This window comes from Nonomuraea sp. GTA35 (assembly GCF_041950525.1).
Lineage (GTDB): Bacteria > Actinomycetota > Actinomycetes > Streptosporangiales > Streptosporangiaceae > Nonomuraea.
Window position 1 is genome coordinate 61,474 of the sequence record NZ_JBGNUV010000019.1, and the last position, 17,152, is coordinate 78,625.

General features: G+C 68.7%; 17 protein-coding genes and 1 tRNA gene. 16 read left to right on the plus strand and 2 right to left on the minus strand.

What is annotated here, in order from left to right; genetic code table 11:
- The first annotated feature begins 16 nt into the window (after nt 1-16).
- Together ACBJ32_RS51580 and ACBJ32_RS51585 are read left to right on the plus strand one after the other, a co-directional pair.
- Nucleotides 17-556, plus strand: a complete 540-nt coding sequence (locus ACBJ32_RS51580) for an RNA polymerase sigma factor (protein WP_375133170.1) — start codon at nt 17-19, stop codon at nt 554-556.
- Nucleotides 543-1,583 (plus strand): hypothetical protein, encoded by a 1,041-nt coding sequence (locus ACBJ32_RS51585; RefSeq protein ID WP_375133171.1) that lies wholly within the window; start codon nt 543-545, stop codon nt 1,581-1,583. The genes ACBJ32_RS51580 and ACBJ32_RS51585 overlap by 14 nt, the downstream gene beginning before the upstream one ends.
- Here ACBJ32_RS51585 and ACBJ32_RS51590 read toward each other — a convergent pair.
- Entirely contained in the window at nt 1,572-2,600 is a 1,029-nt protein-coding gene (locus ACBJ32_RS51590; protein ID WP_375133172.1) for an adenosine deaminase, read from the minus strand. The genes ACBJ32_RS51585 and ACBJ32_RS51590 overlap by 12 nt on opposite strands.
- A gap of 144 nt (nt 2,601-2,744) precedes the next feature.
- Here ACBJ32_RS51590 and ACBJ32_RS51595 point away from each other — a divergent pair, with 144 nt between their 5' ends.
- Nucleotides 2,745-3,425 (plus strand): hypothetical protein, encoded by a 681-nt coding sequence (locus ACBJ32_RS51595; protein ID WP_375133173.1) that lies wholly within the window; start codon nt 2,745-2,747, stop codon nt 3,423-3,425.
- Between the two features lie 40 nt (nt 3,426-3,465).
- Nucleotides 3,466-3,987, plus strand: a complete 522-nt coding sequence (locus ACBJ32_RS51600) for a hypothetical protein (protein ID WP_375133174.1) — start codon at nt 3,466-3,468, stop codon at nt 3,985-3,987.
- A gap of 41 nt (nt 3,988-4,028) precedes the next feature.
- Here the strand turns inward: ACBJ32_RS51600 and ACBJ32_RS51605 are convergent, their stop codons facing one another.
- Nucleotides 4,029-5,237: a pyridoxal phosphate-dependent aminotransferase gene (locus ACBJ32_RS51605; RefSeq protein ID WP_375133175.1), complete on the minus strand. Its 1,209-nt coding sequence runs from the start codon at nt 5,235-5,237 to the stop codon at nt 4,029-4,031.
- 157 nt (nt 5,238-5,394) lie between these two features.
- On the opposite strand from ACBJ32_RS51605, the gene ACBJ32_RS51610 reads away from it, so the two are divergent.
- The 12 genes from ACBJ32_RS51610 (at nt 5,395) to rpoB (ending at nt 17,146) form a co-directional block, all read left to right on the plus strand.
- Nucleotides 5,395-5,467: transfer RNA gene (locus tag ACBJ32_RS51610), tRNA-Trp, on the plus strand.
- 77 nt (nt 5,468-5,544) lie between these two features.
- Complete coding sequence (gene secE, locus ACBJ32_RS51615) at nt 5,545-5,790, plus strand: preprotein translocase subunit SecE (protein WP_253752860.1); 246 nt, start codon at nt 5,545-5,547, stop codon at nt 5,788-5,790.
- A gap of 68 nt (nt 5,791-5,858) precedes the next feature.
- Entirely contained in the window at nt 5,859-6,635 is a 777-nt protein-coding gene (nusG, locus tag ACBJ32_RS51620) for a transcription termination/antitermination protein NusG (protein ID WP_357892885.1), read from the plus strand.
- Nucleotides 6,636-6,755: 120 nt separating this feature from the next.
- Nucleotides 6,756-7,187 (plus strand): 50S ribosomal protein L11, encoded by a 432-nt coding sequence (gene rplK / locus ACBJ32_RS51625; RefSeq protein ID WP_148442008.1) that lies wholly within the window; start codon nt 6,756-6,758, stop codon nt 7,185-7,187.
- A 66-nt stretch (nt 7,188-7,253) separates the two neighbouring features.
- Nucleotides 7,254-7,973, plus strand: a complete 720-nt coding sequence (gene rplA, locus ACBJ32_RS51630) for a 50S ribosomal protein L1 (protein ID WP_357892883.1) — start codon at nt 7,254-7,256, stop codon at nt 7,971-7,973.
- Nucleotides 7,974-8,377: 404 nt separating this feature from the next.
- Nucleotides 8,378-9,199, plus strand: coding sequence for a DUF1396 domain-containing protein (locus tag ACBJ32_RS51635; RefSeq protein WP_357892881.1), 822 nt, complete (start codon nt 8,378-8,380; stop codon nt 9,197-9,199).
- 237 nt (nt 9,200-9,436) lie between these two features.
- Nucleotides 9,437-9,961: a 50S ribosomal protein L10 gene (gene rplJ / locus ACBJ32_RS51640; protein ID WP_357892879.1), complete on the plus strand. Its 525-nt coding sequence runs from the start codon at nt 9,437-9,439 to the stop codon at nt 9,959-9,961.
- 70 nt (nt 9,962-10,031) lie between these two features.
- Nucleotides 10,032-10,424: a 50S ribosomal protein L7/L12 gene (gene rplL, locus ACBJ32_RS51645; protein ID WP_357892877.1), complete on the plus strand. Its 393-nt coding sequence runs from the start codon at nt 10,032-10,034 to the stop codon at nt 10,422-10,424.
- Nucleotides 10,425-10,930: 506 nt separating this feature from the next.
- Nucleotides 10,931-11,932, plus strand: a complete 1,002-nt coding sequence (locus tag ACBJ32_RS51650) for an ABC transporter ATP-binding protein (protein ID WP_357892874.1) — start codon at nt 10,931-10,933, stop codon at nt 11,930-11,932.
- Nucleotides 11,933-12,234: 302 nt separating this feature from the next.
- A complete protein-coding gene (locus ACBJ32_RS51655) occupies nt 12,235-12,735 on the plus strand; it encodes a hypothetical protein (RefSeq protein WP_357892872.1) in 501 nt (166 codons plus the stop codon).
- Complete coding sequence (locus ACBJ32_RS51660) at nt 12,732-13,229, plus strand: hypothetical protein (protein ID WP_357892870.1); 498 nt, start codon at nt 12,732-12,734, stop codon at nt 13,227-13,229. Before ACBJ32_RS51655 ends, ACBJ32_RS51660 begins: the two co-directional genes overlap by 4 nt.
- A 446-nt stretch (nt 13,230-13,675) precedes the next feature.
- Entirely contained in the window at nt 13,676-17,146 is a 3,471-nt protein-coding gene (gene rpoB / locus ACBJ32_RS51665; protein ID WP_375133176.1) for a DNA-directed RNA polymerase subunit beta, read from the plus strand.
- Nucleotides 17,147-17,152: the final 6 nt, after the last annotated feature.

Below are 17,152 nucleotides of genomic sequence, written 5' to 3' on the forward strand. Positions count from 1 at the left end.
TGGAATCTGACTCGCCATGGACGACGACGAGGCGATCGCCCGCTCGCTCGAAGGTGATCTGGCGGCCTACGAGGTGCTGGTCGCCCGCTACAGCGCGCTCGCCCACCGTACCGCCTTCATGCTCGGCGCCGGTGACGAGGCGGAGGACGTGGTGCAGGAGGCGTTCGTCAAGGCGTTCCGCCACCTGTCCGGCTTCCGCGCGGACGCGCCCTTCCGGCCGTGGCTGCTGCGCATCGTCGCCAACGAGACCCACAACCTGACCCGCTCGCGCGGGCGCCGCTCCTCGCTCGAACTGCGGCTGGCGGGCAACGCCGACACGCGGGTGCCCGACGACCCGGAGGGCGCCGCCGTCGCCACCGACCGGCGTTCGCGGCTGCTGGCCGCCGTACGGGGGCTGCCCGAGCGGGAACGTCAGGCGGTCGTGTGCCGGTACTTCTTACAACTGAGCGAGGCGGAGACCGCTCAGGTGCTCGACTGGCCCGTCGGCACCGTCAAGTCCAGCACTCATCGGGGGTTGGCCCGGCTGAGGGGGGAGGTGGGGGATGAACTCGCATGAGCCTTTCGAGGAGCCTGTCGACGAGCCTTTGGACGGGACTTCGGGCGGGCCTTTGGACGGGCCCTTCGACGAGCTCGAGGCCGAGCTGACGGCACTCGGCAACCTTCTCGACGTCCCCGGCCCGCCGCCCCCGTCCGACATGGCCGCCGCCGTCCGCGCCCGCCTCGAACAAGTCACCCCACCCCACGACGCCCGCCCCACCACACGCGACACCCACGTGCCGGGCACCTCCGCGCCCGACACCTCCGCGCCCGACACCTCCGCGCCCGACACCTCCGCGCCCGATGTCGAGGCGCCCGACGTCGCGGCGCCCGGTGGCTCGGGCGTCGGCGGGCCCGATCCGGCGCACGGGCCGATCACGGGCCCCGTGCGGCCGCACACCCGCAGGGACTCCCGGGCGCCGGGCCGGCGGGACGGCGGGCGGCGGAGTCCGGCGCGACGCGGCCGGCGGGCGAGGTGGGCGATCGTGGCCGCCGTGGTCGTCGCCGTGATCACCGTCACGGCCGCCACCCCCCAGGGCCGCGCCGCCGTGACGCAGATCCTGCGCTTCGCCGGCATCGAGATCGAGATCGGCGAGACGACACCCCCACCCGTCACCACCACGGCCACCCTCCCGGGCGAGCACCAGGTCCCCCGTACGGACGTCCCCGGCCAGGCCAGGTTCCAGGTGAGAACCCCGGCGGCGCTCGGCGACCCGCAACGCGTCACGGTGGCCGACGACGGCAGGATGGTGTCGATGTTCTGGCCGGGCGGCCTCAGGCTCGACCAGTTCGACGGCACCGTGTCCCCGTTCTTCTTCAAGAAGCTGGGCCCGCCCGCCCCCGAGTACACCAGGGTGAACGGCCGCGAAGCCTGGTGGATCCCCGGCGAGCACCCCCTCGGCTACATCCTCCGCCAGGACGGCACCCAGGTCCCGCTCCGCCAGGCCGCCGCCACGCTCATCTGGCAGCAGGACGGACTCAACTTCCGGCTGGAGGGAGCCAAGAGCATGGCGGAGGCCGTCCGCATCGCGTCGTCACTCGGCTGAGAGCGACTGGGTGAGCCAGTCGTCCACACCCTTCAGCAGCTCCTTGCGCACCGACTCGGGTGCGGTGGACGACCGTACGGACTGCCGCGCCAGCTCCGCCACCTCCGCGTCGCTGAACCCGTACACGTCCCTGGCCAGCTCGTACTGCCGCAACAGCCGCGTACCGAACAACAACGGGTCATCGGACCCGAGCGCGATCGGCACTCCGGCGTCGAACAGGCGCCGCACCGGCACGTCCGCCGGCTCCTCGGCCACCCCCAGGCCCACGTTCGAGGTGGGGCAGACCTCGCAGCAGATCTGCCGGTCGGCCAGCCGCTGCATCAGCCAGTCGTCCTCGGCCGCCCGCACCCCGTGCCCGACGCGGTCGGCGTGCAGGTCGTCCACGCACTGCGCCACGCTGCGCGGACCCAGCAGCTCGCCCCCGTGCGGCACCGCCAGCAGCCCGCCGCGCTTGGCGATCCTGAACGCCCGCTCGAAGTCCCTGGCCGCGCCGCGCCGCTCGTCGTTGGACAGGCCGAAGCCGACCACCCCCTTGCCGACGTACTGGGTGGCCAGCCGGGCCAGGGTGTTCGCGTCGAGCGGGTGGCGGGTGCGGTTGGCCGCGACGATCACCGCGATCCCGACGCCCGCGTGCCGCGCGGCCTGCTCCACCGCGTCCAGCATCAGCTCCAGCGTGGCCGTCAGGCCGCCGAAGCGCTGCGCGTACCCCGACGGGTCCACCTGGATCTCCAGCCACCGGGATCCGGCCGCCACCTCGTCCTCCGCGGTCTCCCGCATCAGCCGGTAGACGTATTCCGGACGGGTCAGCACGGACCGGGCGATGTCGTACAGCCGCTGGAACCTGAACCAGCCCCGCTCGTCCGTCGCCCGCAGCTTGGGCGGCCAGTCCTGCTCCAGCGCGTCAGGGAGGGTGAGCCCCTGCTCCCTGGCCAGCTCGATCAGCGTCGAGTGCCGCATGGAGCCGGTGAAGTGCAGGTGGAGATGGGCCTTGGGAAGCGCGTGCAGGGGCCGGAGCATCTGCATATCTTGCCACTCAACCTCCGGCCGGGTTCGCGCGTTGGGGAGGACGAAGAGGGGCTCCTCGTTGATGCTCGCGAGAGGTATCCGCGGGGCCGCTGAAACGCACGGTACGGACGGGACCCGGTGGGGGATCAAGACAGCATGATCCCGGAGGGGCACCAGATCGGCCAGGGATGGCGCGCGGCCCTCGCGGCGCTGGCGTTCGCGGTCACGGCCCTCGTCATCTACGCCCTGTTCTCCTCGGGCTTCGGACGCCTGCCACGCGCCGCCGCACCGACCCCCGAGCCCGCTCCCCGCCAGGTCGAGCCCGCACCCCGTCAGGTCGAGCCCGCACCTCGCCAGGTCGAGCCCGCACCTCGCCAGGTCGAGCCCGCGCCTCGTGCGCAGCCCGGCCGGCCGGCCGCCGCCGTGGCCGCGCGGCCCAGCCCCGTCCGTGCCTCGGGCCGCGATGCGCTCTGGGTCGTCTCCGACGGCTTCTGGCTCACGTACCTGCCGGAAGGGCTCGCGCGCAGCGGCGGCAAGGTCACCGCGTCGGGCGCCCGCGCCACGTTCGGCTCGGCGGGCAGGGTCGTCGAGGTCCAGGTGGAGCACGGTACGGTAGCCACCGACTGGGGCGCCTACCGCAAGTGGATCACCGTGCTGGACGCCCGCGCCACCACCGTGCGCGGCAAGCCCGCCGTGGCCGGCAGGCACCCGGGCGGCGGCCGCGTGATCGCCTGGCTCGAACGCCCGGGAACGGGCGCGTGGATCCGCGTCAGCGACTCCCTGAGCAGCGAACTCGCCGCTATTGCCGCCTCGGTCAAGGCTCCTGTAGGAGACTAGGAGCCTTTTCCCTGGTTCCACTCACTCTCATGGGGGGTCGATGCGGCGGTTGGCGGCGGTTCTCCTCATGCTCACGCTCGCGGCGTGCGGCGCGGGCGGCAGCGGGCGCGGCGGCGGCGACGAGGTGCAGGAGCCCTGGAGCACCCCACCGCAGCCCAAACCGGCCATCACCGGCAGCGGCACGGTCGCGCTGTCCTGCGACGACACCGGCGTGCGGGTGCCGGCCTCGCCGGCGGGCCTCACCCCGGCCGGCACGTTCGCCCGCCTCGACTCGCTCGCGCGCCCGCTCAAGGTCGAGGGCCGCATCTGGAGCGACAACGACGAGCGCATGTACGTCGGCGTGGTGTGCGGGGTGCGGACGGCAGAGCAGTTCGCCACGCTGGTCGCCAGGTCGACGCTGACGGCCTACCAGGGCAAGCCCGCGCTGCGCTGGACCACCCGGACGGGCGTGCGCAGCTTCATGTGGCTGGAGCGGCCGGGCACCGCCGTCTACATCGGGGCGACGCCCGGCCTCGCCGACGACATCAAGCCGATCGCCGCCGACATCACCTTCACCGCCTAGCCAGGCCGAAGCCCGATCACGCAGGCGCAGCCCGCAGGCGGCTAGCGTGCCTCGGCGAGCAGCTTGCCCATCCGGCTGACGCCCTCGGCCAGATCGTCGTCACCCAGGGCGTAGGACAGCCTGAAGTAGCCGGGGGTCCCGAAGGCCTCGCCCGGCACCACGGCGACCTCGGCCTCCTCCAGGATCAGCTCCGCCAGCTCGCCGGACGACTGAGGCCGCCTGCCCCGCAGCTCCTTGCCGATCAGCCCCTTGACCGATGGGTACGCGTAGAACGCCCCCTTCGGCTCCGGGCAGAAGACGCCGGGGATCTCGTTGAGCATCCGGACCATCGCCTGCCGGCGCCGGTCGAACGCGGTCCGCATCTCCGCCACCGCCGACAGGTCGCCCGACACCGCGGCCAGCGCCGCCATCTGGGCGACGTTGGAGACGTTGGAGGTGGCGTGCGACTGCAGGTTCGTCGCGGCCTTGACCACGTCGGACGGGCCGATCAGCCAGCCCACGCGCCAGCCCGTCATCGCGTACGTCTTGGCCACGCCGTTGAGGATGACGACCCGGTCGCCCAGCTCGGGGACGGCCGTGGCGATGCTGGTGAACTCGGCGCCGCCGTACACGAGGTGCTCGTAGATCTCGTCGGTGACGACCCACAGGCCGTGCTCGGCCGCCCAGCGGCCGATCGCCACCGTCTCCTCGCGCGAGTGGACGGCGCCCGTCGGGTTGGACGGCGAGACGAACAGCAGCACCTTCGTCCGCTCGGTGCGCGCGGCCTCGAGCCGGTCCACGCTCGCGAGGTAGCCGGTCGACTCGTCGGTCACGACGTCCACCTGCACGCCCCCGGCCAGCTTGATCGCCTCGGGGTAGGTCGTCCAGTACGGGGCGACGACCAGCACCTCGTCGCCCGGGTCGAGCAGCGTCGCGAACGCCTCGTACACCGCCTGCTTGCCGCCGTTGGTGACCAGCACCTGCGAGGCCTCGGCGGCGTAGCCGGAGTCGCGCAGGGTCTTGGCGGCGATCGCCTCCTTCAGCTCCGGGAGGCCACCCGCGGGGGTGTACTTGTGGAAGCGCGGGTCGCGGGCCGCCTCGATCGCCGCCTCGACGATGTACCCGGGCGTCGGGAAGTCGGGCTCGCCCGCGCCGAAGCCGATGACGGGGCGCCCCGCCGCCTTCATCGCCTTCGCCTTGGCGTCCACGGCGAGCGTGGCGGACTCGGAAATCGCGGAAATTCTCGCGGAGATGCGGGATCGGGTGGACATGCCTCCATGCTCCCATGGGGTCGTGACCTGGGCGATCAGGTTTTGGTTCGACGTGGCGGGCAATCACCCGTATGCTTTCGCCTGGTCCTTCCGCCGCATGTCGGCGAGCGGTTCGGTCCAGGCAGTGAGTCGATCAGGGTAGTGTGGTTGACGACATAGGGCACTGGCGCAATTGGTAGCGCACCGGTCTCCAAAACCGGCGGTTGGGGGTTCGAGTCCCTCGTGCCCTGCGAGTGCGGTCCGCGCAACAATAGGCGTGTAAGCGCGCCGCAAAACTGCGTTGGATACGACGGATCAGGTGAGGACTGTGGCGATCGACACGCGCGGCGAGACCGCAGACAAGCCTAGTGGCGAGAAGAAGACCCGCACTTCTCCTGCCCTCTTCTACCGGCAGGTCGTCAACGAGCTTCGTAAGGTCATCTGGCCGACACGCAAGGATCTCATCACCTACACCACGGTCGTTCTGATATTCGTTCTGATCATGGTTGCGATCGTGTACGGGCTCGACAGCGCCCTGGGATGGGCGGTCCTCCGCATCTTCGGCGGATCCTGACCGAGACACCGCCGGGTGGGTCGCCTGACGGAGTCGCCATTCGAAACCACGAAAGAGGAAGAGTCACCGTGTCCGAGTCTTCATTTCCGGCGGACGAGTCCCGCGACGAGTGGGGCGACGAGCTGGAAGAGGCCACTGAGGAGTCCGCCGAGGCGGCTCTGGAAGAGGCTGAGGCCGAGTCCGAGCTCGAGGAGAGCGACGAGGCTGCCGAGGACGAGGCGGCCACCGTCGAGGACGATTCGGTGCTTCCTGACGTCGACCCCGTCGAGGAGTTCAAGAGCTCGCTGCGCGGCCTTCCCGGCGAGTGGTACGTCATCCACTCCTACGCCGGTTACGAGAACCGCGTGAAGTCCAACATCGAGAGCCGCAACGTGTCGCTCAACATGGAGGACTACATCTACCAGGTCGAGGTGCCGACGCACACCGTCCAGGAGTTCAAGAGCGGCAAGAAGGTGCCGGTCAAGGAGCGTGTGCTGCCCGGCTACGTGCTGGTGCGCATGGAGCTGACCGACGAGTCCTGGGCCGCCGTGCGTAACACGCCCGGCGTGACCGGCTTCGTGGGCCTGTCCAACAAGCCGAGCCCGCTCAGCCTCGACGAGGTCGCCAAGCTGCTGGCGCCCGAGCCGACCGAAGAGGCCAAGAAGACCACGACGAAGGCCGCCAGCGGTCCTACGGTCGAGTTCGAGATCGGCGAGTCGGTCACGGTCATGGACGGCCCGTTCGCCACGCTGCCCGCCTCGGTGAGCGAGATCAGCCCCGAGTCGCAGAAGCTCAAGGTGCTCGTGTCGATCTTCGGTCGGGAGACCCCGGTTGAGCTCTCGTTCAACCAGGTCTCGAAGATCTAGGACGATCACATACACTTAGACGTTCGGCTGGCCGCCTCATCGCGAGGGCGGCCTCCGACATGTCCGGGCCCGTAATCCTACGGGGCGGGCGCAACGCAATCAGGACCCGGAGAAGGACAAATGCCTCCGAAGAAGAAAATTGCCGCACTCGTCAAGGTGCAGCTCCCGGCCGGCCAGGCCACGCCGGCTCCGCCGGTGGGTACCGCCCTCGGTCCCCATGGCGTCAACATCATGGACTTCGTCAAGCAGTACAACGCTGCGACGGAGGCCCAGCGGGGCAACATCATCCCCGTTGAGATCACCATTTTCGAAGACCGCAGCTTCACCTTCGTCACGAAGACGCCGCCGGCGCCTGAGCTGATCAAGAAGGCCCTCGGTCTCGACAAGGGCAGCGCGGTCCCGCACCGCGACAAGGTGGGCAAGCTCAGCCGCGAGCAGCTGCGCAGCATCGCCGAGACGAAGATGCCCGACCTCAACGCCAACGACATCGAGGCGGCCGAGAAGATCATCGCCGGCACCGCCCGGTCGATGGGCATCACCGTCGCCGAGTAAGACCTTTCCCAGCAGTTCGTGGGAGGGCCGCCCCAGACGCGGCCCGGACACCACTAGGAGTCAAGAATGCAGCGCAGCAAGGCGCACAAAGACGCGACCGCCAAGGTCGACCGCGACAAGCTCTACTCGCCGGTAGAGGCCGCGAAGCTGGCCAAGGAGACGTCGACCACCAAGTTCGACGCGACCGTGGAGGTCGCCCTCCGGCTGGGCGTCGACCCTCGCAAGGCCGACCAGATCGTGCGCGGCACGGTCAACCTCCCGCACGGCACCGGCAAGACCGCCCGGGTCCTGGTCTTCGCGACCGGTGACCGTGCCGAGGCGGCCCGCGAGGCGGGCGCCGACATCGTCGGCGCCGACGAGCTGATCGACGAGATCGCCAAGGGCAACCGGCTCAACGAGTTCGACGCCGTCGTGGCCACGCCCGACCTGATGGGCAAGGTCGGCCGCCTGGGCCGCGTGCTCGGTCCGCGCGGTCTCATGCCCAACCCGAAGACCGGCACGGTGACGCCCGACGTCGCCAAGGCCGTGACGGAGATCAAGGGTGGCAAGATCGAGTTCCGTACCGACCGGCAGGCGAACCTGCACTTCATCATCGGCAAGACGTCGTTCGACGAGCGCCAGCTCATCGAGAACTACGCCGCCGCGCTGGACGAGGTGCTGCGTCTCAAGCCGTCGGCGGCCAAGGGCCGTTACCTGAAGAAGGTCACCTTCTCGACGACGATGGGGCCGGGCGTTCCGGTCGACCCCAACCTCACGCGTGGGCTGACGGCCGAGCTGGAGGCCTGAGCCTCAGGCTTGGCGGTTCTTCGCGCCCCTGCCCGATTCGTTCGGGCGGGGGCGTTTTCGCGTTCAGGGGTGCGTCTGTGCCCGCGTCGGGACGCGTCCCGTGTGCCTGTGCGCGCGTCGGGAGGTGTCTCGTAAGCCTGCGCCCGCGGTGTGGCCGGCGTGGCATCGACCGCGCACTGAGAGAGCACAGGCGCACCGTTCAAGGCCTGGCCCGGATGCTGGGCCCGGCACGGGTGCGGGGCGGCGCAGGGGCGGGCACAGGCGCGTCGCTCAAGGCGCGGACGCGGGCGCACAAGCGGATTGTGTGGGAGATGTGCAGAGAGGGTGAGGGTTAACCCTGGGTTTTCCCCGAATTGTGCGGGGAAGGCGCCATGACCCGGAAACTTAAACGTAGGGTAAAAAGCATGCTGAAGCGCACGATAAGTATGACCGCGGCTGGCGCCGCGCTAGTCGTGGCCGCGGTCGCCGGTTGTGGATCGAACGCCCAGCCCATCCAGGTCAACCTGGCCGCTTCGGAGGTGCTCGCGCAGGCCGCGCAGAAGACCGCCGAGGTCACCAGCTACACGGTCGATGCCGTGGTGAACGTCTCGCACCCCCAGGAAGGCACCGGCAAGGTGCAGGGCCGCATGCTCTACCAGAGCAAGCCGCAGCTCGCCGCCGACCTGACCCTCGACACCGTCGACATGGGGGGCCGCAGCGTTCCCGGCGGGGTGCGGGCGGTGCTCCAGGGCGACACCGTCTACGTGAAGGTCCAGGCGCTCAACGACTTCCTGGGCAACGCCAAGCCGTGGATCAAGGTCTCGCTGAACGAGACGGGTCACGCCGGTGAGGTGAACCAGTACCTCGGCCAGATCCAGCAGTTCGACCTCGCCAACATGACGAAGCTGGTCACGGCGTCGCAGGACGTCAAGTCGGTCGGGACCGAGAGCGTCAACGGCGAGGACGCCACGCACTACAGCGGCACCTTCCCGGTGGAGGTCGCCGTGCAGCAGCTGCCCGCCGACAAGCAGGAGCAGGCCAGGAAGGGTCTGGCCGAGCTGAAGGACGTGAAGTTCGACATGTGGGTGGCGGCCGACGGCCTGCCGCGCAAGCTCGCGCTGAACGGCGCCAAGGAGGGCGCCACGCTCGACGCGACCCTGTTCTTCAAGGGCTACAACGAGACCGTCAGCATCCAGGCCCCGCCCGCCGACCAGGTCGGCGAGCTGCCCAAGGGCACGACCAACTGAGAACGATTTGGAAACTCGGCGGCCAGCACGTACTCTGGTCGTTGCCGAAGACCGCCGGTCGTCGTCGGGTGCTCTGAGCCTGGCGACCGAAGGATCCACGTCATGTGGGCGACCTGCGCAGGTGTGATGCGAGTTTCCCACATGGTTGATTCCGTGTGCGTGAGCCCCGTGCGCCCTGCGCCGGGGCTGTTCTCATTTCCAGGGCCTTCTCCGGCGGCACATTCTGGAAGGAGGCCCATGGCGAGGGCGGATAAGGCGACAGCGGTTGCCGAGCTCAAGAGTGAGTTCGAAGGCAGCCAGGCCGCCGTTCTGACCGAGTACCGCGGTCTCACCGTCGCGCAGCTCAAGCAGCTGCGCATCTCTCTCGGTGAGAATGCGAAGTTCGCCGTGGCGAAGAACACCCTGACCAAGATCGCGGCCAACGAGGCCGGTCTGACGGGCCTCGACGGCCTGCTCACCGGTCCGACCGCGATCGCCTTCGTCAACGGTGACGTTGTCGAGGCGGCCAAGGGTCTGCGTGACTTCGCCAAGGCCAATCCCCTTCTGGTGATCAAGGGCGGCGTCCTCGACGGCAAGACGCTCGACGCTACCGAGATCACCAAGCTCGCCGACCTCGAGTCCCGCGAGGTCCTCCTCGCGAAGCTTGCCGGTGCCCTCAAGGCCAAGCAGAGCGCCGCGGCCGCGATGTTCGCCGCTCTGCCCACGCAGATGGCTCAGCTTGCTGAGGCCCTGCGCGCCAAGCGCGACGAGGCTGGCGAGTAACACGGGGGTTGCCGCACGTACCGCGGTCCCGTTCCAAGTTTTCAGCAAGACCTAACGTAAGGAATCAATCATGGCGAAGCTCAGCACCGACGAGCTGCTCGACGCGTTCAAGGAGATGACCCTCCTCGAGCTCTCCGAGTTCGTGAAGGTCTTCGAGGAGACCTTCGACGTCAAGGCCGCCGCCCCCGTCGCGGTTGCCGCCGCCCCCGCCGCCACCGGTGGTGGCGAGGCCGCCGCCGTCGAGGAGCAGGACGAGTTCGACGTCATCCTCGAGGCCGCCGGCGACAAGAAGATCCAGGTCATCAAGGAGATCCGCGCCCTGACGTCCCTGGGCCTCAAGGAGGCCAAGGACCTGGTCGACGGCGCTCCGAAGGCGGTCTTCGACGGCAAGGTCAACAAGGAGCAGGCGGAGAAGGCCAAGGCTGCCCTCGAGGGCGCCGGCGCCACCGTCACCGTGAAGTAACTTCCCCTTCGCTTCACGCAAGAGCTCTTCGGAAAGAGGCGGATACACCCTGGTGCCGGGTGTGCCCGCCTCTTTTCGCATTTCCGGCCCCGCGCCCTCCCCGCTGCCGCACCGGTCCCGTGCCCTCCTTCGCCGGCCCCGCGCCGCCCGCGCCGCCCGCGCTGCCCGCGCTGCCCGCGCTGGTCGGTATGAGCACGGCGGTGCTGTGGGAGCGCGGCGCACGCCGGGTGCTCGCCGTGGTGGCGGCGCTCAGGGACGTGGCAGCATGGGCGGTGCCGGCCGCAGCACGGGTGGCAGCGACGACGCGGCGCGGATCGCGGCGTGGGTGCGGGAGACGTTCACCGCGCACGATCGAGCCTGCCCGCGCTTACTGGACGAGAAGTCTCATAACTGCCCGGTAACAAGCTGCGGGATCCCGTTCCCGCTCGCCCGAACGCGGTTACGGTGAGGGCATCGACCGAGCAAGGTGTGCGTTTGGCTACTCCCTGAGATCCGGGAAGGTGACCGTGGGCGTGGAAGTCGTGATCGACGGGTTGACCAAGTCGTTCGGCCGGCAGGTCATCTGGGAGGACGTCTCGCTCACGCTGCCCGCCGGCGAGATCTCGGTGCTGCTCGGCCCCTCGGGCACCGGCAAGTCGGTCTTCCTCAAGACCATGGTCGGCCTGCTGCGGCCCGACAGGGGGCACATCTGGATCGACGGCTTCGACCTGGCCGACTGCGCCGAGGCGAAGCTGTACGAGCTGCGCCGCCTGTTCGGCGTGCTGTTCCAGGACGGCGCTCTGTTCGGCTCGCTCAACCTCTACGACAACATCGCCTTCCCGCTGCGCGAGCACACCAGGAAGAGCGAGGCCCAGGTCCGCCAGATCGTCATGGAGAAGGTGGAGCTGGTCGGCCTGCTGGGCGCCGAGACCAAGCTGCCGGGGGAGATCTCCGGCGGCATGCGCAAGCGGGCCGGGCTGGCCAGGGCGCTGGTGCTGGATCCGGAGATCATCCTGTTCGACGAGCCCGACTCGGGGCTCGACCCGGTCCGCACCGCGATACTCAACCAGCTCATCGTGGACATCAACGCCGAGATCGAGGCCACGTTCCTGATCGTGACGCACGACATCAACACCGCCCGCACGGTGCCCGACAACATCGGGCTGATGTTCCGGCGGGAGCTGGTGATGTTCGGCTCGCGGGAGATGTTGCTGTCGAGCGACGAGCCGGTGGTGCGGCAGTTCCTGAACGCCAGGAAGCACGGCCCCATCGGCATGTCCGAGGAGAAGGACCTGTCGGAGCTGGAGGCCGAGGCGCAGATGGGGCACGACCCCGGGCCGCTGCCGCCGATCCCGCCGCAGCTCATGCCGTCCGGCAACAAGATCCGCCGCACCCAGCGGCCGCCCGGCACCTGGCTGGCCGCCAACGGGGTGATCCCGCCGCAGGGGTCGTTCGTGGACGAGCGCGGGCGGAACTGGCTGGAGGAGTACCCGCGGCTGATCAACGCCCACCTCCACGGGATCGCCTGAGGCTGCTCGCCGGGCCCGAGAGCGCGCTCCCGAGACCGTCGCGGCCCTGAGCCTGTCCTTCAGGGGAAGGCCGTGCTGGGCGCTCAGCGGGCCTCTGAGGGCCATCTGAGGGCATTTGCGGAGATCTTTCGCCTCTGACCGATTCCCCTGGCGAGGTCTCTCGTGCGCGCGCCCCTTCCGGACCCGGAGCACGAGGAACGCCCCCGTGCCACCCGCCCAACCGGCTGCGTTGGTCAGCGGGCTTCCGGAGTGGATGTCGCGTTATGATCCGGCAGCGGCCGGCCGGAAAGGGGTGAGCAGACGTGGCGGGACTTGCTGTTCGGCCCGCTCGCATCCTGATCGCGGCGCTCAGCGGAGTGCTGGCGGTGCTCGTCGGCGGCGGCGTGTGGATCGCGGCCCAGGCGCGCGACGAACAGGGCAGGGCAGGCGACAAGCAGGCCGCGCTCCAGGCCGCGGGCACCCACGCCAAGAACCTCGTCTCGCTCGACTACAAGAGCGTGGACACCGACATGCGGCGCATCCTCGACACCTCCACCGGCACCGCCAGGGCGGAGTACGAGGCCAACGCCGGCAAGCTCAGGTCCACCACGGTCGAGAACAAGGTCGTCCAGCACGGCGTGCTGCGCGCGACCGGCCTGGTCTCGATCACCGGCACCACGGCCAGGGTGCTGGTCGTGGCCGACGTGGAGATCCGCTGGGACGGCTCCGACAGCCCGCCGCAGGAGCGCTTCTACCGCTGGCAGATGGACCTGAGCAAGGTCGGCGGGGTCTGGCTGGCCTCGAAGGTGGTGCAGGTCCGGTGAGGATCTTCATGATCGTGCTGCTCGGCGCCCTCGTGGCCGTGGGCGGGGTGCTGGTGCCGACCATGTGGTTCGACCTGCGTGAGCTGCGCGACAGCGACGCGGCGGGAGCGGAGGCCGTGGCCGCGGCCAGGAAGGTCGCGCCCGATCTGCTCTCCTACGACTACCGGACGGTGGAGGAGGACCTGGCCCGGGCGGGCACGTTCACCACGGGCGAGCTGGCCGGGCACTACAAGGAGCTGGCAAAGACCCTGGTGCCCAAGGCCAAGGAGCAGAAGATCGTCCAGAACGTGGCCGTGGCGGGCGCCGGGGTGGAGCGGGCGGAGCCCGACCGGGTAGAGGTTCTGCTCTTCGTGAACACTGGTACGGTCAAGGAGATCCCCGGTAAAGAAGGGGTCCAGCAAGAGTTCACCCAGAACCGCGCCAGGTTCGTCATGGTGCGGCAAGACTCTCGCTGGCTGGTGGCGGGCCTGTCCACCCTCCTGGGGACGGCCTGAGGCTCCAGGTGATCGCGGGCGCGTCGCTTCCTTCAATTGTTACCAAAAAACTGGTTTAGCGCAGTCTTTGATAGGGGTACCCCAGTCACTGCAACACCGGTTGTCGGCATGGGTTCGACCCCCGGTGTGACGGAGCGTTAACCGCCCCCGTTCGCGGGTATCGTCTTGGGCCTGGCGGTAGGCGATCAGTCACACAGGGGAGAAAACCCAGCGTCCAGGCCCTGAGTCGGCTAAAAGTCGCGCTCCCGGGCTTGACGTTTCCGCCTGAACGGGCGATGCTGCGACCAACGTGGAGCATGCAGCGAGGGCGAAGTGGACAGGCGTGTGCCGTTCGGCTACACTGCCCCTTTGCGCTGCCCTTTGACGACCCGCGATGCTTGCTCACGTTGCGAGGTTGTCTGGCGTGCGTGTAGTCAGTCCGCCGCGAGCCCTCGGAAGGACATCTGTTGGCAGCCTCGCGCAACGCCTCCGCCGTACCCGCTGGTCCCCGTCGCGTCTCTTTCGCGCGTATCCAGGAGCCTCTCGAAGTTCCTGACCTTCTCGCTCTGCAGACCGAGTCGTTCGACTGGCTGCTCGGAAACGAGAAGTGGAAGGGCCGGGTCGAGGCGGCTCGCCAGGCCGGGCGCAGGGACGTCCCGACCCAGTCGGGCCTCGAAGAGATCTTCGAAGAGATCAGTCCGATCGAGGACTTCTCGGGGACCATGTCCCTGTCGTTCCGCGACCACCGGTTCGAGCCGCCGAAGTACTCCGTAGATGAGTGCAAAGAGAAGGACATGACCTTCTCCGCCCCGATGTTCGTCACGGCGGAGTTCATCAATAACACCACCGGTGAGATCAAGAGCCAGACGGTGTTCATGGGCGACTTCCCGCTCATGACGCCGAAGGGCACTTTCATCATCAACGGCACCGAACGTGTCGTGGTCTCCCAGCTGGTCCGATCGCCCGGCGTCTACTTCGAACGCAATGTCGACAAGACGTCCGACAAGGATCTGTACGGCTGCAAGGTCATCCCGTCGAGGGGTGCCTGGCTGGAGTTCGAGATCGACAAGCGCGACAGCGTCGGTGTGCGCATCGACCGCAAGCGCAAGCAGGCCGTCACCGTGCTTCTCAAGGCACTGGGGTGGACCAGCGAGCAGATCCTCGAGCGTTTCGGCCAGTACGAGTCGATGCGGGCCACCCTGGAGAAGGACCACACCGCCGGCCAGGATGACGCCCTGCTCGACATCTACCGCAAGCTGCGGCCGGGTGAGCCGCCGACCAAGGAGTCGGCGCAGACCCTGCTGGAGAACCTCTACTTCAACTCCAAGCGCTACGACCTCGCCAAGGTGGGTCGCTACAAGATCAACAAGAAGCTGGGCGTCGACGCGGAGATCACCCAGGGCACCCTCACCGAAGAGGACATCGTCGCCACCATCGAGTACATCGTCCGCCTGCACGCGGGCGAGGAGTCGATGCCGGGCGCCAATGACCGTGAGGTCATCGTCGAGGTCGACGACATCGACCACTTCGGCAACCGCCGCCTGCGCAGCGTCGGCGAGCTCATCCAGAACCAGGTCCGCCTGGGCCTGGCCCGTATGGAGCGCGTCGTGCGCGAGCGCATGACCACGCAGGACGTCGAGGCGATCACGCCGCAGACCCTGATCAACATCCGCCCGGTCGTGGCGTCGATCAAGGAGTTCTTCGGCACCTCGCAGCTGTCGCAGTTCATGGACCAGACCAACCCGCTGGCCGGCCTGACGCACAAGCGGCGTCTGTCCGCGCTGGGTCCCGGTGGTCTGTCCCGTGAGCGGGCCGGCTTCGAGGTTCGAGACGTGCACCCGTCCCACTATGGCCGGATGTGCCCGATCGAGACCCCTGAAGGCCCGAACATCGGTCTGATCGGTTCGCTGGCCTCCTACGGCCGGATCAACGCCTTCGGCTTCGTCGAGACGCCGTACCGCAAGGTCGTCGACGGCAAGGTGACCGACCAGATCGACTACCTGACCGCCGACGAGGAAGACCGCTACGTCAAGGCGCAGGCCAACACGGCGCTCAACCCCGACGGCTCGTTCGCCGAGGCCCGCGTCCTGGTCCGCACCAAGGGCGGTGAGACCGAGCTCGCCCGTGCCGAGGAGGTCGACTACATCGACGTGTCGCCGCGCCAGATGGTGTCGGTGGCCACCGCGATGATCCCCTTCCTGGAGCACGACGACGCCAACCGCGCGCTCATGGGCTCCAACATGCAGAGGCAGTCCGTGCCGCTGCTGAAGAGCGAGGCGCCGCTGGTCGGCACCGGCATGGAGTACCGTGCCGCGACCGACGCCGGCGACGTGATCAGCGCCGAGAAGGCCGGTGTGGTGGAGGAGGTCTCCGCCGACTACATCACGGTCATGAACGACGACGGCACCCGGACGACGTACCGGGTGGCCAAGTTCAAGCGCTCCAACCAGGGCACCAGCTTCAACCAGAAGCCGATCGTGGCCGAGGGCGACCGGGTCGAGGTCAACCAGGTCATCGCCGACGGCCCGTGCACCGACAACGGTGAGATGGCGCTGGGCAAGAACCTGCTCGTGGCGTTCATGCCGTGGGAGGGTCACAACTACGAAGACGCGATCATCCTGTCCCAGCGGCTGGTCCAGGACGACGTCCTGTCCTCGATCCACATCGAGGAGCACGAGGTCGACGCCCGTGACACCAAGCTGGGCCCGGAGGAGATCACCCGGGACATCCCGAACGTCTCCGAGGAGGTCCTGGCCGACCTCGACGAGCGCGGCATCATCCGGATCGGCGCCGAGGTCGTGCCCGGCGACATTCTGGTCGGCAAGGTCACCCCGAAGGGCGAGACCGAGCTGACCCCGGAGGAGCGGCTGCTGCGCGCGATCTTCGGTGAGAAGGCGCGCGAGGTCCGTGACACCTCGCTGAAGGTGCCCCACGGTGAGCAGGGCAAGGTCATCGCCGTCCGCGTGTTCAGCCGCGAGGAGGGCGACGAGCTTCCCCCCGGCGTCAACGAGCTGGTCCGCGTCTACGTGGCCCAGAAGCGTAAGATCACCGACGGTGACAAGCTGGCCGGCCGGCACGGCAACAAGGGTGTCATCTCCAAGATCCTGCCGGTCGAGGACATGCCGTTCCTGGAGGACGGCACCCCGGTCGACATCATCCTCAACCCCCTCGGCGTGCCGGGTCGAATGAACGTCGGCCAGGTGCTGGAGACCCATCTGGGGTGGATCGCCGCCCGCGGGTGGGACATCTCGGGCATCCAGGAGGCCTGGGCCGAGCGGCTGCGCGAGAAGGGCTTCGAGCAGGTCGCCCCGCGCACCAACATGGCCACCCCGGTCTTCGACGGCGCCCACGAGGAGGAGATCGTCGGCCTGCTCGGCAACACCATCGCCAACCGTGACGGTGACCGGATGGTGCAGCCGACGGGCAAGGCGCGGCTGTTCGACGGCCGTTCCGGCGAGCCGTTCCCGTACCCGATCGCGGTCGGCTACATCTACATCCTCAAGCTGCTGCACCTGGTCGACGACAAGATCCACGCCCGGTCGACCGGTCCGTACTCCATGATCACCCAGCAGCCGCTCGGCGGTAAGGCCCAGTTCGGTGGCCAGCGCTTCGGTGAGATGGAGGTGTGGGCGCTGGAGGCGTACGGTGCCGCGTACGCGCTGCAGGAGCTGCTGACCATCAAGTCCGACGACGTTCTCGGCCGGGTGAAGGTCTACGAGGCCATCGTCAAGGGCGAGAACATCCCCGAGCCGGGCATCCCCGAGTCCTTCAAGGTGCTCATCAAGGAGATGCAGTCGCTGTGCCTCAACGTCGAGGTGCTCTCCAGCGACGGCATGTCCATCGAGATGCGCGACACCGACGAGGACGTCTTCCGCGCCGCGGAGGAGCTCGGTATCGACCTGTCCCGGCGTGAGCCGAGCAGCGTGGAAGAAGTCTGAGGGGGA

What these genes read in the sequence shown, in the direction of transcription:
- ACBJ32_RS51580 (WP_375133170.1), top strand. Translation starts at nt 17, where the DNA reads ATGGACGACGACGAGGCGATCGCCCGCTCGCTCGAAGGTGATCTGGCG.
- ACBJ32_RS51585 (WP_375133171.1), top strand. Translation starts at nt 543, where the DNA reads ATGAACTCGCATGAGCCTTTCGAGGAGCCTGTCGACGAGCCTTTGGAC.
- ACBJ32_RS51590 (WP_375133172.1), bottom strand. Translation starts at nt 2,600, where the DNA reads ATGCTCCGGCCCCTGCACGCGCTTCCCAAGGCCCATCTCCACCTGCAC.
- ACBJ32_RS51595 (WP_375133173.1), top strand. Translation starts at nt 2,745, where the DNA reads ATGATCCCGGAGGGGCACCAGATCGGCCAGGGATGGCGCGCGGCCCTC.
- ACBJ32_RS51600 (WP_375133174.1), top strand. Translation starts at nt 3,466, where the DNA reads ATGCGGCGGTTGGCGGCGGTTCTCCTCATGCTCACGCTCGCGGCGTGC.
- ACBJ32_RS51605 (WP_375133175.1), bottom strand. Translation starts at nt 5,237, where the DNA reads ATGTCCACCCGATCCCGCATCTCCGCGAGAATTTCCGCGATTTCCGAG.
- rplK (WP_148442008.1), top strand. Translation starts at nt 6,756, where the DNA reads ATGCCTCCGAAGAAGAAAATTGCCGCACTCGTCAAGGTGCAGCTCCCG.
- rplA (WP_357892883.1), top strand. Translation starts at nt 7,254, where the DNA reads ATGCAGCGCAGCAAGGCGCACAAAGACGCGACCGCCAAGGTCGACCGC.
- ACBJ32_RS51635 (WP_357892881.1), top strand. Translation starts at nt 8,378, where the DNA reads ATGCTGAAGCGCACGATAAGTATGACCGCGGCTGGCGCCGCGCTAGTC.
- rplJ (WP_357892879.1), top strand. Translation starts at nt 9,437, where the DNA reads ATGGCGAGGGCGGATAAGGCGACAGCGGTTGCCGAGCTCAAGAGTGAG.
- rplL (WP_357892877.1), top strand. Translation starts at nt 10,032, where the DNA reads ATGGCGAAGCTCAGCACCGACGAGCTGCTCGACGCGTTCAAGGAGATG.